Origin of the sequence: Natrinema zhouii (assembly GCF_013456555.2) — an archaeon.
GTDB lineage: Archaea > Halobacteriota > Halobacteria > Halobacteriales > Natrialbaceae > Natrinema > Natrinema zhouii.
In genome coordinates this window covers 308,045-323,150 of record NZ_CP084882.1, presented here as the reverse complement: position 1 = coordinate 323,150, position 15,106 = coordinate 308,045, and the positions used below count along the sequence as shown (strand labels likewise).

The following is a 15,106-nucleotide window of genomic DNA, read 5'->3' as shown; positions in this document are numbered from 1 at the left end:
CGGAGCGGCGACGGCCGATCGATATCAGTTCCGCCCCTCGAGTACCGGACAGTCCGTCGATTCCAACGGTGGTGAAGACGGCTGACGGCGCTACCATGATACGAACGCTCCTCGCTCGACTCGGCTCACTGACGGCCGTCATGATGTTCGTGTCGGTGATCACGTACGGATTCGTTATTCTCACGCCTGGCGACCCGGCCCACACGATCCTGCGAGAGCAGCGACAGAGTTCGCCGTCGGAGCACGAAGTTGAGGCCTTCCGCACCGAACACGGACTCGACGAACCGTTCCTCACCCGGTACCTCTCGTGGCTCGGCGACGCTCTCCAGGGCGACCTCGGGACATCGTACTATCGGTCCGAACCCGTCACATCGCTGTTGCTCGAGTACCTGCCGAACACGCTCGAACTCGCGCTGGCGGCGATCGCCGTCTCGTTGTTGCTCGCCGTCCCGACAGGCGTGCTGAGCGCCGTCTACCGGGACACCTGGATCGACCGCACCAGTCAGTTCACCGCGCTCATCGGCGTCTCGATGCCGAACTTCTGGCTCGGATACGTGTTGATCCTCGTATGCTCGCTCTGGCTCGGGCTAACGCCAGTCTCCGGCGTCGGGACGCTCGCCCATCTCGTGCTTCCCGCGATCACTCTCGGCACCGGCATGGCCGCGATACTTACCCGCCTCATCCGTGCGTCGATGCTCGACGTCCTCGAGGCCAACTACGTCGCGACCGCGCGCTCGAAGGGGGTCCGCGAGCGTCTCGTCGTCTACAAACACGCGCTGCGAAACGCGCTGGTCCCCGTCGTGACGATGGTCGGCCTTCAGTTCGGCTTCGTGCTCAACGGGGCCGTCGTCGTCGAAGTCGTCTTCCAGCGACCCGGCCTCGGCACACTGCTGGTCGATGCCATCTTCGCACGCGACTATCCAATCGTCCAGGGAATCGTGCTCGTGACTGCCTTCGTCTTCGTCGTGACGAACCATCTCGTCGATCTCGCGTACGTTGCGCTCGATCCACGGATCAAACGCGGACGGGGTGAGCGCCGATGAGCGACCGCGAGAACAGACACGCCGAATCGAGGTACCAACTATGGGCGCTCGTAGAGCGCCCTCTTCGGCTGATCCGGCAGCGATTCGATGCCGGTCGTGGACTGCGGACGAACGCGCAACTCCGGTTCGGCGGCGGGGTCGTTTGCTTGCTGGGGATCGTCGCGTTCGTCGGACCGGTGCTCTCGCCGTACGATCCGACCGCTCAGGCCCTCGGTGCTCGCCTCGAGGGGCCGTCACTCGCCCATCCGCTGGGAACCGACGCGCTCGGTCGCGACGTCGCGACACGACTCGTCTACGGGGCGCGGATCTCGCTCGCGCTGTCGGTCGTCGCGACGCTCGTGCGGCTCGCTATCGGGACGGCGATTGGGCTGCTCGCGGCGACCGGTAGCCGACTGGTCGACACCGCCCTGATGCGGTTGGTCGACGCCCAACTCGCGTTTCCGGGACTTGTCTTGGCGCTCGTGATCGCCGGCGTGCTCGGGCCGAGCTTGACGAACGTCGTCATCGCGCTCTCAGTCGTCGGCTGGGCGACGTACGCGCGAGTCGTTCGCGGGAGCGCTCTCGCCGTCATAGACCGTCCGTACGTCGAGTCAGCCCGGCTCTACGGCACGCCGCGTCGACGGATCGTTACCCGGCATCTGCTGCCAAACATCGCCGGCCCCGTCGTCGTCCTCGCGACGCTCAACCTCGGGACCGTCGTCCTTGCGGCTGCGGGGCTGTCGTTCCTCGGTCTCGGCGCTCAGCCGCCGACGGCGGAGTGGGGAACGATGATCGCCAACGGACGAAACTACCTTCGGTCGGCTCCATGGCTTATCACCGCACCGGGCGCTGCGATCGCGCTGACCGTCGTCGGCTTCAACGTCCTCGGCGACGGCCTGCGGGACATCCTGGATCCAGACCACGTAGATGACGGCAAGCGGAGGCGAACCTGAATGACCGGATCACTCGAGGTCGACGACCTCCGCGTGCGGTTCAGAACGGAGCCGGAGCCGGTCCACGCGGTCAACGGCGCGTCGTTCCGGATCGACGCCGGCGAGATCGTCGGCCTCGTCGGCGAGAGCGGCTGTGGTAAGTCCGTCACCGCGAGATCGATCGTCCGACTCGAGGATCCGGGCGAGATCGTCGGCGGGAGTGTCCGGTACGACGGGCGGGAACTGACGACCGCCGACGACCGGACGTTGCGCCGGCTCCGGGGCCGGGAGCTCGCGATGGTGTTTCAGGACCCGTCGACGACGCTCAATCCCGTCTACACCGTCGGCGAGCAGATCGCCGAAGCTCGTCGAGTCCACCGCGATCCAGACCGCCAGCCGTTTTTTAGGGAACTCGCATTCGGCGCGAGTTCGCGACTGCGCTCGCGGGCGCGACGCGAGGAGGTCCTCGAGCTGATGGAGACCGTCGGCATCCCCCGTCCCGAAGAGCGAATCGATGCTTACCCCCACCAGTTCAGCGGCGGGATGCGCCAGCGGGCAATGCTCGCGATCGCACTCGCCCGGCAGCCGTCGGTGTTGATCGCCGACGAGCCGACGACCGCGCTGGATACCACGACCCAGGCGGCGATTCTCGAGCGACTGGCCGAACTCAACGACGAGCATGACATGAGTGTGTTGCTGATCAGCCACGATCTGGGCGTCGTCTCGGCAGTGTGCGACCGGATCGTCGTCATGTACGATGGCGTGGTCGTCGAACAGGGGCCAACCGACCGATTGCGGTCGAACCCGTCCCATCCCTACACGAAAGCGCTGGTGGGCTGTCTCCCCCATCGGTTGGAGTCACAATCACGGCTGCCGACGGTGGATGGGACGCCGCCCGGCGGTTCCCCGCCTTCTACGGGCTGTGTGTTCGCTGACCGCTGTCCGTCGGCGACGCCCGACTGTCACGCCACAGCCCAGCCGGTCGTCTCGGTCGGCGACGATCACACGACCCGATGTGGCGTTCCCACCGCCCGCGAACGCTCGCTCGAGTCGGTGATAGGTTCGACGAAGGGAGCCTCGACGAGCGACCGATCGATAGCCGTCGACGGCGGAACGGATGCGAGCGCTCGCACGACGAGCGACGCTGTGGAGACCGCGACGGCCGACCGACCGATCGTCGCCCTCGACGCCGTCGAAAAGTCGTTCCGACGGTCGGACGCGCTCGTTGATCGACTCCTCGGGAACGACGAGCGCATCCCGGCCGTCGACGGCGTCTCCCTCGAGCTTCGACCGGGGGAGACCGTCGGACTCGTCGGCGAGAGCGGCTGTGGCAAATCGACGCTCGCGCGAGTGATCGCGGGCCTCGAGGAGCCGACCGCCGGAACGGTTCGACTCCGGGATCGGCCCGTCGGGAGCGTCGAGACGCGAACGGCCGATCAGCTGTCCGAGATCGGCGTCGTCTTCCAGAACCCCGGCGCGAGCCTCGATCCGAAACGGACGGTCCGCGAGTCGATCGCCGAGCCGCTACTTGAGGCCGGCTGGGACTCGACCCGCCGCGAGGACCACGTCGACGACCTGCGCTCGCTCGTCGGGCTCTCACCCGCAGCCGCCGACCGGTACCCGCGCCAGCTATCGGGCGGCCAGCGCCAGCGGGTCGCACTCGCCCGTTCGCTCGCGCTCGAGCCGTCTGTGCTCGTTCTGGACGAACCGACGGTCGCCCTCGACGTGTCGACGCAAGCGACCATTTGCAACCTGCTCGCCGACCTGCAGGCCGACCTCGGCCTCGCGTACCTGTTCGTCTCCCACGACCTCGATGTCGTCCGCCACGTCGCGGACCGGGTCGCGGTGATGTACCTCGGGCAACTCGTCGAGGTCGGCCCCGCGGATCAAACGCTCTCGAACCCGACGCACCCGTACACGAAGACGTTGCTTGACTCGTCGTCGGCCGAGCGGTTCGACGCCGGTCGGACCGAGATCACGGACCGAGACGCGCTCGCCGGCGAGCCACCGAGCCCGACCGACCCGCCGTCGGGCTGTGCCTTTCACCCGCGCTGTCCCGTTGCCACGGAAGAGTGTGCCCGCCGCGAGCCGGCGCTCGAGTCTGTCGGTGAGGGACGGTCGCGGTGTCTGTACGCCGAGGAACTGGCGGACGCGGAGGAGGCAAGACCCCAAGCGGCTGCGAAGATCGATGTCGACGGGTCCGACCCCGACGGCACGGATGAATCGACCGATCGAACGACCGACTCACGACGTTGACCGCGACATGACTCACGACTCACGAGACGCTGTGAACCGACGCACCGCGCTGAAAACGACGCTCGGAGCCGCGACGCTGGCCGTCGCCGGCTGCCTCTCGAACGAACCGGAGACGGTCGGCTTCCGGGTCGGCGGCCCCTGGAAGCCAAGCCGAGATCCACTCGACGGCGGCACGATGCTGCGCCGGCTGGGGATCACCGAGGCTCTAGTCACCGTCGACTACGATGCGAATCCGGCTTCAGGGCTCGCGACTGGCTGGGAACGACTTGACGATCACCAGTGGCAGTTCGATTTGCTCGAGGACGCGACGTTTCACGACGGCGCGTCGTTCGACGCGTCGGCCGCCGTCGAGTCGCTCCGCCGGACGGTCGACTCTTCGGCGTTCGCGGCCGTCCCGGTCGAAACCGTCGAGGCCGTCGACGAGTCGACCGTCACCGTCGGGACCGAAACGCCGTTCTCGCCGCTTCCGGCCCACCTCTCGCGCCACGAGGCCGTCATCCTCAGTCCGGACGCGATCGACGACGACGGCTCGGTCACGGACCCGATCAGCACCGGCCCGTTCGCCCTCGAGTCGTTCCAGTCCGGGTCGATGGTCAGCGGCGTGCGTCACGACGAGTACTACGGAGAGACGCCGGAGTTCGAGTCCATCCGCTACGAAGTCGTCGCGGACGACCAGACCCGGCGGATGAAACTCGAGAACGACGAACTCGAGATGGCGACCGTGCTCCCCCACGAGATGGTCGACGCATTTGAGGCCGACGACGAAATCGACGTGTACACGCCAGTAACCCCTCGAATCAACTTCCTCACCTTCGATACGACGTCGGAGCCGTTCGACGACGAGCGCGTTCGACGGGCGGTCCACCATGCTGTCGACCGCGAAGCCATCACCGAGTCGGTCCTCGGCGGCATCCTCGATCCCACCGTCAGTCCGTTCTCGCCCGACGTTACCGAGTGGGCGAACCTGGACCTCGAGGTCACCGCGGCCGGCCCCGACCGCGCTCGATCGTTGCTCTCGGATGCCGGGTGGACGACCGACGTCGATGACGTTCGGACGCGCGACGGCAAGGAACTGTCCGTCGAGTTCTTCATGTTCGACGCCAGGAGCCTCCCGCTGATCGCCCAGGTGATCCAGAATCAACTCGCCGCGGTCGGATTCGACGTCAACCTGACGACGATGGAGTACAGCGCGATGGCCGACCGCGTCAGCCAGGGCTCGTTCGATGGCTATTTCACCTCGTGGGCGACGCTGTGGTACCCGGACCCGGATCGCCTCACCGAGATGTTTCACTCGACGAACGCGACGCTTCACCACGGCTACGAGAACGACCAGGTCGACGAGTTGCTCGAGCAAGCCCGCGAACTCAGCGACCGCGAGGAACGACTGGACCGCTACTACGAAGTACAGGAGATCGTCGTCGAGGAAGCGCCGATCGCCGTTATCACCGACTACTCGAACGTGTACGCGACCGCGAACGGCGTGAACGGCTTCGATCCCCACCCGACCGAACTGCGGTTCGGGCTCGAGTCGATCGAGTTCGACTCGTAGGCGGACTCAGTCTGCGGTCGGTCGGTGATCGACCCGATCCAGAAACGAACGGAGCACGTCGACGGCCGCTTCGAACACTTCTTCGCCCCGTTCGGCGGACGCTGTCGTCACGTCACCGACTACGCCATTCTCGCTGAACGCTTCCGTGAACCGGCGGACGACCCCGCCATCAACCGTGTCGTCCCAGGCCGCGGCGTCGCCGTCGACCAGTTCGCCGACGTCATCGGGACGGAGGAAAAGGAGCACGGACGTCTCGAGTTCGCCCGCGTGGCCGACGCGGTCGTCGACGGCGCGCATCCACTCCCAGAGGAACGCGTCGAGGCCGACCGTTGGATCGTCGGCGACGTCGCGGGCCAAGTTTCGAAGCGTCCCGCTGTTGCCACCGTGGCCGTTGACGAACACGACCGTCTCGACGCTCGAGTCCGACAACGAGTCGAGAACGTCCCGGACGTACCGTCGGAGCGTCTCCGCGGAGACCGATAGCGTCCCCGAGAAGTGACCGTGATACGGCGCGACGCCGACCGGCAGCGGCGGGAGGACGATCGAGTTGAGATCGCTACGCCGGTCGGCCTTCGCGGCCATCGCCCGGGCGATGATCGTGTCCGTGCCGACGGGAGCGTGTAGCCCGTGTTGTTCCGTGTTCCCGACGGAGAGCAGCGCTACCGTCGGTCTCGCGTCTTCGACGTCGGTCCAGGAACTCGTCTCGAGATGCATCGACGTTCGGTAGTCACGACGCAACATTAGGGATAGTGATCCGGCACTCAACGATATATCGAGTCGGCCGCAGACCAATGCCGTGATTGCGTAATCAACCACTCTGGCGTTCAGCCCGCACGCATACTGGGTATTTGATGTATTTAATTTTATTGAAACAAAGGAACGCATCGAAACCATCCTACGAGGTTGTGGGAGTTCGGCCCTGTTGAAATCCTCTCTTTTAAATAAATAATATCACGAAACTACTTCTCACTACACGTGCGAATATACCGTTCACAGGATCGAATAGAGACAATCAACCTTACTTTATCCACTCTGATTTTGGGTAGAAGCGGTCAAGTGGAAGATTATATTGGTAGCTATTACTATTGGATCTTTCGACGATTAAAGCGAACTGACTCAACTACTACCGCGACAGATCCGATGACAGCAATGCCGATCGCCCCATACTGGAGCGCTGTTGTGAATGGGGTAGTAGGAGACGTGGATTCTTCCTGATCGTGGTCATCATGTGTTGTGTCGGTCACTGCATGAACATTGAACCACTCACTGACGAATGAGCCGTCCGGCGCTCCGGTAACACGTATCTCCCAGTCTCCGTCGGCTGGAAGCGTCTGTACTGTCGCGTATGTTCCATTCTCTGCTTCATCAAGTTCAATCTGCATTGTCTCTTCGCCATCTTGACTGTCTGCGAGCAATCGAACAGGTCGGTCTGATTGGAGTGGCTCACTGTTACGCAGAAATCTTACCTCGAACACAACTGGTTCATCTGCGTGAACGGTAATTAGATCATCCCGGTCGGTTTCAGTATCGGCCTCGGCAACCGGGAGTGTTGTTAATTCGATAGTGATGTCATCAACATCTTGTTCAATGGTCGCCATCTCCGGTCCGGTTTCTTGTTCTTGGCCAACGATAGCAGCCGTTGGAATCGATGTGAGTAATCCTGACACGAGCAGGACGAGGACGAGAATCGTGACCTCGAATCGAACGGCGCGAACGAACGTCGTGATCGTTCCGATTCTCGATTGACCGCCGTCTTCGCGGAGTTGCGTGTCGGTCCCTCGTCCGGACAGCCGACCAGCAATGTCTCTTGAGCGGGCCTGTGACTCAAGTTGCCGTAGAAGAATAAATCGGGTGAAGCCGCCGAGTCCGAGTGCAACCAACACGAGAAGGACCTTCGCCGAGAGCGAGAGTCCGTAGAGTGTCTCGGACAGTCCATCGAATGTGGGGATGTGCCACGATGCGAGAACGAGTCCGGTCGTCACTGCGATGGTTACGCCAATAATGGCGAGAATCGAATACCGCCGAACAATTCCAGCGGCGAATGCATTGCGATCGCCTGGGTCGCTTTCCCGAAGGAGTGGTGGAACGACTACCGCGAGGACGACAAGTCCACCGACCCAGAGGCCTGCCCCGATAATATGTCCGAAATCTACTGCAGTTCCCAGCAACCGATCGATCGTAGTGGCCGAGTGACTCGTCCAGCTCACGCTCGCACCGACGTGCAGTCCACCGACGAACGCGATTCCGAGCCAGACGCGTCGAGATAGTAATCCACGAACGGCCCCGAGGAAAGCGACGGTAAGGAGCGCTGTGAGTATCAATTGTACGATCCATGCATTACCAAGTGGGGTACGGCTGAACTGAATCACAGTCTCGGCGGACAACGGGCCGACTGCCGTACTCCGTGCGAGTCCGAGTACGAGGGCCGAGACAAAGAGGAGGAGGCTCACGCCGGTAAGGAGTTTCGTAAGACGTTGATCAGCTGTTGTGGCTTCAGACTTGAATCGGTCGACGAGTGGGTAGATAACGCTGACTGCCGTTATTGGAATGCCGACGACTCCGACGAGGGTGATGAGGAGGAGTCCCTTTGCGCCAGCCTCGACTGGTGACACCCCCTCGTCAACCTCGTCATCCTCACCCTCATACGCGTCGAGGACAGCGTCACGATCGAGCGGTTCGTCGCCGACGCTGAAGAAGAACGAGCCGCTGGAGGTATGGCCGTCGTCGGCGAGTATCTCCCACTGGACCGTGTATATTCCATCACCGACGTCTTCGTCTTCGATCGGTACATGGACGACTTGTGAGTCATCGGCATCAATCCGAGCATCACCGCTTACGTCCTCGTCGTTCGGCCCAGTTACGGTGACATCTGCGACTTGGACCCCATCGCCCGAGAAGTAGAGCGTCACTTCGTCGGGTACTGTCTCCACTTGTTCCCCGTTCGAGGGATCTGACTCGCTAAGATAGGCGTGGGCTGCAACCGGTGTCGCGATACTTGCAAGGATGACTACCGCGACTGCGATGGCGATAGCTACTTTGAGCGGCGGTCCAGACCGGTTAAGCGACTCGCCCATGCACATGGCTTACTGTTCGTCTCCTGTACCACCGAGGTACTGAACAGTGTCGACGCCTTCCTCAACCGGAACGTGTTCGATCAGCTCTTGCGCCTCCATGTCGATCACAGCTACGGTACCGTCAGCACCAGCAGGTGTAAAGAAGTATCCGTCACCGGAGACACCCGAACGGTGGAGGAACTCCGCACCTTCTGGACGTTGGATATCTCCGGCGTCGATCCGATCAACTTCCTCGAAAGCGTCGATGTCGATGACCGTCGCGGTAGCTTCCTGTGTGTTGGCGGTGAACCCATAGAGCGTGTCGTCAGCCTCGTAGTATTCAAGCGCGTCAGGTCCGCCCTCAACTTCAACAGATCCGACCTCCTCGCTGTCTTCGGTGGTAACGTCGACGAAGTGGATCTCGTTCTCGTCGATGATACCCAGTAGTTCCTCATCGGGAGTGAGATACATTCCACCGGTAAAATCGAGTTCGTCAACAACTTCATCGGTTTCGGTGTCGACCACTGCAGTCGTTCCGACGCCACCGGAGCGCTCGAAATACGCGAGGCCATTCTGGGGACCATAGGCCTTGTAATGTGTGCCGCCCTCGTCACCGAGTTCGATCGAGTCCGATCGCTCATACGCTTCCAAATCGATAATATGTGCTGCCGGATCATTGACATTCGTCGCGTATCCCGTCGTTCCAAAGTCCTCGTGGTAGAGGAGTTTACCGTGACCTTCTTCTTCAAGGCCTGCAACGACGGTTTCGATGACCTCGTGGGACTCGGTGTCAATAACGTAGAACGTCCCCTCGGCATCGGAGTGTGCCCACATCTCCTCGTCGTTCGGATGATACATATGAGTCCCATCAGGACCCATAGCGACTTCGGAGACAATTTCATGGGACTCGGTATCGATTACAAGGACCTGTGAAAGGGTTGATTCGATGACAAAGAGTTGACTCCCATCATTCGTTGGGACAGCATCCCCCCATTCGTAGCCATCGATACCCTCGGTAATCTCATCGACAACTTCCCCTTCTGCGGGATCGATAATTGCGATTGTATTCGGTCCGAACGCGTATGCGACCCCGCCATTAGATTCTGTCTCGGTTTCAGTGTCCTCACCGTTTTCTTGAGTTTGCCCACTATCACTATCGTTTTCAGGGTCCTCATCCTGTGCCTCGGTCGAGCATCCGGCGATGCTAACCGCAAGTCCGCCGCTCATTACCTGCACGAACCGTCGTCGCTTGACAAGAGACTCCATATTCGATACTCCACCCCTGTATTATTTGTAGTTATGGTTCGGCAGTCGAAAACCGATATTAGTAATATATTACAGATATTTGTCGGCCCTATTACTGTCTCAGAATCTATCTGATTGAGCGACAACCTCTTGACGTATGCGTATGGATCATCAGAATGATTCACCACTTCTATTCAATATGACCGGAAGCAAGAGCGCTAAAAGGCTGCCAGAGGCACCCTTTACCGCAGTAGACACCTTCTGACGAACAGATAAAACCATTGGTATGAATTCACATTCGATATCGTAAGTATCGATAAAAAGATCCATGTGATACATAAATTTTTACCAAAAGTTCCAATTTGATTTAATGCAGAAGAAAGGCACGCATCAAAATCATCTTCCGAAGTTGTGTAGTCCACCGATCGGGCTGTATGAGGAGTTCCGGTGAGACGATCTCGTATTTGGCGTACAACTCATTTAACCCGATTGCTCTCGCTACCATACTGCGGTGGTGTCCGTCATCCGTCACATAAAAGCAGTCACCACACTTCCGAAGCTTCGGAGGAGCCGTATTCTGAACCTCAAACTCTTCCTCGAGCAGGCACACCAATATCTTCTTGATTCGGGGCTTTTCCAGTCGGCTCGGTGAGCTGACCGAATCCGCGATTGCCGACAGTGTGATGAAACTCTCCTCTTCTGGGAACAGATCCTCTTTCCGCTCCCAGTCGATAGTGCCGGTCGGCTCTTCCCACGAATCCACGATGTCGGTCGGCGATTCGACCTCCCCATCGACAGTTCGCTTCAGGAGTTGCCTCGCGTGAGCAGTCTGCTCTGGTGTTAGGGAAAGGGTTTCACCCGATGGTCGATACATCTACCACCATAAAGTAATTACAAGTACATAAACACTTCAATAGATAGAATCCGTTACGGAATCACTCTGACTCGAGCAATGATTCCGTCCGAGTGAGTCTCGAGAGTGAGCGGACTGAGCGGTCATGCCGCTCAGGCCGGACTGCTCGATTTCGCCCGGACAGTAGATCCGGAGACGATCGCGTTGATCCACGAGCCGGACTACGCCCAGGAACACCTCGGGAACCACCTCATGGAAAACGTCGAGACAGTCACGCGGAGTCGCCGGCTAACGCCGGTCGGTGTTAAACGGGAGTCTGATCCCGATACAGCGGCACTGTCCACTGAGATGTTCGAAAGCAACCACGAGAACGCCTACGACCAACTTGAGGACGTCTTCGAGGCCATGGCCGCGCTGAACGAGGGGGTCGCCGCTGCACGGAACGATACTGGTCAGAGTGAGGCAGATATTCGGGCGATTATACGGGACGAACTCAAGAAAGCTGGCGTGATCGAGGACTGACGTAATCAGCGCCTCAAGGACGTCCTGATTTGGGCAACTGTTTTACTCTACATCTCTCATTTTGAGGTGAGAATTTTCTTAGACGGGAAGATACATTTTCAAAATCTGGAGAAAACCGGTACACGAGCCCCCGCTCGCACGTAAAGGGTGCCTTTTTATGCCAACCAACCCTTGTCTGGCCTGTAGTCTGAGCGAAGTTAGGTTCCGTCGCCTCACCACTTCGGATCCCTTCTGGAGGACTACGTTAGGAGTTATGACGATGAGTGAACCACCGGACAGCGGTGGCCATGAACAACGGGAGTCAGGATCTGATCGAGGTCGCGATAGTCCCGGTCAAATGGGTCTAAATTTGCGACTCGAGGTCACAGCGAGCCCTCGAACGATCACACTACTCTCGACAGTGGCCACTGTCGTTGTTAGCATCGTTCTCTAAGAAGCCGGTCGCCCGAGTTTCCACTCGGGTTCCGACGCCTCACCAATTGGTAGTGGTGGTTGTGTCGGCTTAAAGACTTTGGAGATCAATTTTTGGAAGATCAGTAGCGAGAGAACGATACGTATTGGTTGGCCCCCAGTACGGTTTTAATCGCCGAGAGAGTGTGTCTGAGCATGGTACGACCGGTGTTTCACTAGTCATAAGTACACCAACAGACCCGGTACTGACACGGCCTACGTCGGTCGCTTCGGGACGCTCTGCCGATACATCCCGCTGTTCGATGCCAGCGCTCCGGACGGCTGGACGATCACGCACCGTGCCTACGACCGTACGGTCTGGCTGCACCTCGAGACCGATATCTCGATCGAATGTCGGAAGACGCCCGACGGGTGGGAGCTACTGCTCACCGATCGCCAGACCGGCGAGGAGTATCCAGCGCTTCCGACGGACGCGACTCGGTGGAACGCCTACGGCGCAGTCCGATCATTCTTCGAGGGCGAACCACTGTTGCCCGCGTCTCCGAGCTCCGACTCAGAGTGGGAGACGCGGCGAGAAGGCGTTCTGACGCTCGATCGGATCCAGAACGAACGGCAGGAGTGACCCGGCTGTCGAATCACTTTTACCGCGGTCGTTGGCCTCGATGGTATGTCTGCGTCCCTGTCGATCAACGATATCCTCCTAATCGAGGCGTTAATCGCCTACCATCACGACCTTCGAGAGCGTGATCCTGACCACGCCCGGCGAGTATGGAAACGAGCACGAGATCTAGCCGCCGAGCGTGGCGAGACGATAGACGACGTTGTCTCGAGTGGTTCCTTCCGCGATCAGTACCGCTGACGGACGCATAGCTACACGATAGGTGCTTCAGTGAGAAATTGGAGTGCGGCCGTCGCTATCCGATAAGGGCCGCTCCAACGATCGCGAGGCCGGCTGCCGTGTATTTCGGAGCGTCGAACCCAGCGTGGGCCACCGCATTCCCTGTTTCGGGATTGTGCTGATCCATCTCGATCGTGTAGTGATCGTCGAATGCACGGATCTGGTAGCTGTTTGTTTTTCGCTGATCTCGATAGACTGCGTTCGCTCCATTCGGGAGCGAGCGCTTTGACAGTTCAAAGTTGGCTGGAACGCCAATAACTGCCGTCATCGGGACCTCAATCTTCGTACCATACTTCTGTTCGGCTGCGCGACGCATCGCTTCTGACCACGAGTACGCCGATGTCCTGGTATGTTCAAGGGACATACTCATCCGTTGAGACTGCACCCACTTAATGATTTGTCGGGGTCTATGAATAGAACGTCATACATACATTCTTGAGTAGAGACTTTTCATCAGAAGCCGCGGCCAAGGTCGGCGGTGTACGATCGTACTCCCCAGGAGGAACTCCTCGTCATCGAAGCGCTTGTCGATCTGGACGAGTGGCTGGAGGACAAACGTCTACATCCAATTGAGAATAGAGGCGACTTGGATAGCACCAATCACAACCTGAATGACTGCGAGGGTAACAACAAGCCACGATAATCGAACAGCCCACTATTGCAGGTCCTTCGGTTGCTCATGGACCGTTTCGTAGTGCGACCGGTCCCACACTGTAAACGTGTAGAGCGGGTCGTAGTCCTTTGCGGGACGACTGTGTAGCTTTCGGGGGTTCGATGTGTCCTGTCCAGAATGCCCTCCGAAAGCGATACCAAAGACACCATGCCCCTCAAAAGAGAGGAGGTCATCTTCGACAATATACGTTTTCGATTCATTCGGTTCTAGATCAATGTCGATGGTTCCCGAATGTACTGGTCTTGGCCGTCCATCACCGATAGCAGTCGCCCACGTTATTTGGCTCCCTTCGGTAAAATGGTATTCTGAACTGTTCGCGATCTCCACCTCAAATTCTGGCGACTGGTCGGTGAAAAAGACCGAATCTGGTGGCCGAATAGGTTTGGCATTGACTGTCAGATAATCGTCTATCTCTTGAGAGGCAGGCATATGGCAACGCACGGTTTGGCCGCGGGTAAGAGTTCCCGGAGGGGAGTGAAAGTGAACGGTCTGATTAGCAGCTCGGTTGCTGGAGAAGGTTATCGCGCCGTGTGTTGTTGGACTCAGTCCGCACGTACTTCGTACCGCGCTGTTCGGCGGCTTCGAGATACGTCTTCGAGCCGTTCTCTTTCACGTAAAAGTCGGTGCCGTTGTTGATCCTGTCGTGTAGTTCGGCAGGCGTTTTCTGGATCGTTGACCCGAATACGTTGTAGCCGATCGTTTCGATACATCGGCAGTCGTCGTAGTTTGAACCGCTGTCCGTGGTAACGCACGTCACTTGAAGCGCCATGTCTGAGAGCAGGTATCGCCTATATTTAAACTGTCGTGTGCCACGTCGAAAGTAAAGTCAGACATCCCTACGTGAGACAACTCTTTTTATCGGAAGCCGAGTCCAACACCGTCGATGCGAACTCCACAGGAGGACCTACTCCTAATCGAGGCGCTCGTCGAATACCATGCGGATCGAAAGGACGTCCAACCCGAACGGGCGGCTCGAGCGCGGGTGCTGGCCGGCGAGATTGCAGGGAGTCACGGCCTCGAGATCGAGGATACGATGGGGCAGCGGGATAGCGTATGAGAAAAGAGTGAATTATCTTCGAAGGCTACCTTCGTGGGCGGCGAGACGGCATAGCTAAATCTCTTCGACTTCGCCAACTGACCAATGAGGAAGACAATTATAGTAGATTATTTGCCGTAGTACATTCTCTTCTGTGTACGATTCTACTTCATCAATAGCATCTTGGGTCCATTCCTCGTAGTTTCTGACCATCTCCTTCAACGGGTCAGGATCTATTGGTTCACCTCCATCAGGGATTGTTTCTGTTGTGAGAGATATCGTTTCCAGCATCATTTTCCAGAAGCCAATTTTCTCATATTCCTCAAACTGAGGGTGTGCTGCATATGGCTTATACAAGTTGTCTGAGGACGCATCGATCGATGCATAGAGTGATGGGTCATTCGTCTGTAAGCTCTCAATGGCTGAGCTTCGAACTTGGAGATTAGTAAAGGCACCAAAGAGATCGTCCTCTCGGGTATCCATCTCGGAACTTGTAGCCATAGCCTCTGTGTAATTGTCGACTAATTCCGCATGTAACGCACTTATGAGTGCCCTTTTCTGCCGAATAGATCTACCAACTAATATGAACAGAGATCCAAAGAACGAAGATGCCAGGATAATCAGTAGATTCCCCGCGACCAGAGGAATCAGTGCTT

General features: G+C 58.9%; 14 protein-coding genes. 7 read left to right on the top strand and 7 right to left on the bottom strand.

Going from position 1 to position 15,106, the window contains the following annotated elements; translation table 11 throughout:
• The first annotated feature begins 95 nt into the window (after positions 1 to 95).
• From nikB to HYG81_RS39200, 4 genes are read left to right on the top strand one after another with little or no spacing between them, the layout of a single operon-like run.
• Positions 96 to 1,043: a nickel ABC transporter permease gene (nikB, locus tag HYG81_RS39215; protein ID WP_226777589.1), complete on the top strand. Its 948-nt coding sequence runs from the start codon at positions 96 to 98 to the stop codon at positions 1,041 to 1,043.
• Positions 1,040 to 1,975: a nickel transporter permease gene (gene nikC / locus HYG81_RS39210; RefSeq protein ID WP_226777588.1), complete on the top strand. Its 936-nt coding sequence runs from the start codon at positions 1,040 to 1,042 to the stop codon at positions 1,973 to 1,975. Before nikB ends, nikC begins: the two co-directional genes overlap by 4 nt.
• Positions 1,976 to 4,210: a dipeptide ABC transporter ATP-binding protein gene (locus tag HYG81_RS39205; protein WP_226777587.1), complete on the top strand. Its 2,235-nt coding sequence runs from the start codon at positions 1,976 to 1,978 to the stop codon at positions 4,208 to 4,210.
• Between the two features lie 7 nt (positions 4,211 to 4,217).
• Positions 4,218 to 5,759: an ABC transporter substrate-binding protein gene (locus tag HYG81_RS39200; RefSeq protein WP_226777586.1), complete on the top strand. Its 1,542-nt coding sequence runs from the start codon at positions 4,218 to 4,220 to the stop codon at positions 5,757 to 5,759.
• 6 nt (positions 5,760 to 5,765) lie between these two features.
• Here HYG81_RS39200 and HYG81_RS39195 read toward each other — a convergent pair whose 3' ends face one another.
• The 4 genes from HYG81_RS39195 to HYG81_RS39180 form a co-directional block, all read right to left on the bottom strand.
• Positions 5,766 to 6,473, bottom strand: a complete 708-nt coding sequence (locus HYG81_RS39195; protein WP_226777585.1) for a creatininase family protein — start codon at positions 6,471 to 6,473, stop codon at positions 5,766 to 5,768.
• Positions 6,474 to 6,841: 368 nt separating this feature from the next.
• Positions 6,842 to 8,839, bottom strand: coding sequence for a copper resistance protein CopC (locus HYG81_RS39190; protein ID WP_226777584.1), 1,998 nt, complete (start codon positions 8,837 to 8,839; stop codon positions 6,842 to 6,844).
• A gap of 3 nt (positions 8,840 to 8,842) precedes the next feature.
• Positions 8,843 to 10,078, bottom strand: a complete 1,236-nt coding sequence (locus HYG81_RS39185; RefSeq protein ID WP_226777583.1) for a beta-propeller fold lactonase family protein — start codon at positions 10,076 to 10,078, stop codon at positions 8,843 to 8,845.
• Positions 10,079 to 10,424: 346 nt separating this feature from the next.
• A complete protein-coding gene (locus HYG81_RS39180; RefSeq protein ID WP_226777582.1) occupies positions 10,425 to 10,931 on the bottom strand; it encodes a hypothetical protein in 507 nt (168 codons plus the stop codon).
• Positions 10,932 to 11,036: 105 nt separating this feature from the next.
• Here HYG81_RS39180 and HYG81_RS39175 point away from each other — a divergent pair, with 105 nt between their 5' ends.
• Both HYG81_RS39175 and HYG81_RS39170 read left to right on the top strand, forming a co-directional pair.
• Positions 11,037 to 11,432, top strand: coding sequence for an MBL fold metallo-hydrolase RNA specificity domain-containing protein (locus HYG81_RS39175; RefSeq protein ID WP_226777581.1), 396 nt, complete (start codon positions 11,037 to 11,039; stop codon positions 11,430 to 11,432).
• 1,078 nt (positions 11,433 to 12,510) lie between these two features.
• Positions 12,511 to 12,702, top strand: a complete 192-nt coding sequence (locus HYG81_RS39170; protein WP_226777580.1) for a hypothetical protein — start codon at positions 12,511 to 12,513, stop codon at positions 12,700 to 12,702.
• Positions 12,703 to 12,757: 55 nt separating this feature from the next.
• Here the strand turns inward: HYG81_RS39170 and HYG81_RS39165 are convergent, their stop codons facing one another.
• Together HYG81_RS39165 and HYG81_RS39160 are read right to left on the bottom strand one after the other, a co-directional pair.
• Entirely contained in the window at positions 12,758 to 13,057 is a 300-nt protein-coding gene (locus HYG81_RS39165; protein ID WP_226777579.1) for a hypothetical protein, read from the bottom strand.
• A 339-nt stretch (positions 13,058 to 13,396) separates the two neighbouring features.
• Complete coding sequence (locus tag HYG81_RS39160) at positions 13,397 to 13,843, bottom strand: hypothetical protein (protein WP_226777578.1); 447 nt, start codon at positions 13,841 to 13,843, stop codon at positions 13,397 to 13,399.
• A gap of 454 nt (positions 13,844 to 14,297) precedes the next feature.
• Between HYG81_RS39160 and HYG81_RS39150 the strand changes: the two genes are divergently transcribed.
• Complete coding sequence (locus tag HYG81_RS39150; protein WP_226777576.1) at positions 14,298 to 14,471, top strand: hypothetical protein; 174 nt, start codon at positions 14,298 to 14,300, stop codon at positions 14,469 to 14,471.
• A 54-nt stretch (positions 14,472 to 14,525) separates the two neighbouring features.
• Here HYG81_RS39150 and HYG81_RS39145 read toward each other — a convergent pair whose 3' ends face one another.
• Entirely contained in the window at positions 14,526 to 14,933 is a 408-nt protein-coding gene (locus tag HYG81_RS39145) for a hypothetical protein (protein WP_226777575.1), read from the bottom strand.
• Positions 14,934 to 15,106 lie beyond the last annotated feature (173 nt).